The sequence below is a fragment of the Protofrankia sp. Cas4 genome (assembly GCF_963555915.1).
Taxonomy (GTDB): Bacteria; Actinomycetota; Actinomycetes; order Frankiales; family Frankiaceae; genus Protofrankia.
Genome location: NZ_CAUVXL010000179.1, coordinates 27,087 through 27,562, shown reverse-complemented (window position 1 = coordinate 27,562; position 476 = coordinate 27,087). Strand labels below are relative to the sequence as shown.

General features: G+C 68.3%; 1 pseudogene. It reads left to right on the top strand.

Features of this window, described 5'->3' with window-relative positions:
• Positions 1–476: pseudogene (locus tag U9979_RS16685) on the top strand (RHS repeat domain-containing protein); the annotation flags it as partial.

Sequence of the window (476 nt, the reverse complement as noted above, 5' to 3'; positions counted from 1 at the left end):
CGAAACCACGCACCTGGCGCTACACCTGGGACGCAGACGATCGGCTCACCGGTGTCACCACCCCCGATGGCCGGCGCTGGCGGTATTCCTATGATCCGTTCGGCCGGCGGATCGCCAAGCAGCGCCTCACCGGCGATGGCACCGGCGATGATCGTGGGGTGGTCGAACGGGTCGTGTTCGCCTGGGACGGCATGGTGCTCGCCGAGCAGCAGCACGTCTCCGGGGACGATCCGACGCCGCGGGTCACCATCTGGGACTGGGAACCCGGTGGTTTCCGGCCGCTCACCCAGTCCGAACGCCGCCGGTCCGTCCGCTCCGGGTCCCTTCATGGAAACGATGCGGGATCCGCCTATGGCGATGCCGGCCGGGACGTCGACGAAGGCCCAGATGATCTCGACCAGGAGTGGTTCGACGCCCGGTTCCACGCCATCGTCACCGACCTCGTCGGCACACCCACTGAACTCGTCGACCCCGCT